The organism is Acinetobacter sp. UBA1496, assembly GCF_002324975.1.
Lineage (GTDB): Bacteria > Pseudomonadota > Gammaproteobacteria > Pseudomonadales > Moraxellaceae > Acinetobacter > Acinetobacter variabilis.
Genome location: NZ_DCRI01000104.1, coordinates 1 through 206, shown reverse-complemented (window position 1 = coordinate 206; position 206 = coordinate 1). Strand labels below are relative to the sequence as shown.

Sequence of the window (206 nt, the reverse complement as noted above, 5' to 3'; positions counted from 1 at the left end):
TTTTCATATAACCACTGAAAGATTGAATACCATCTGTAGGAGATTGTGTATTGGCAATACCTGTAGTTAATAAACCTAAAATTTCTTGTGCACCCAATCGAAAACCAACGATTTCCCGAGTTGAGGCTTTATCGTTATTTTTAATTGCAAATTCCACAAAAGGGTTGGTTATTTTTGCACTCGTCGAGGCGCGATCATTTGCAAAC

General features: G+C 36.9%; 1 pseudogene. It reads right to left on the bottom strand.

Annotated elements, in window-relative coordinates:
- Window positions 1–206 (bottom strand): annotated as a pseudogene (locus B3143_RS12920) (hypothetical protein); the annotation flags it as partial.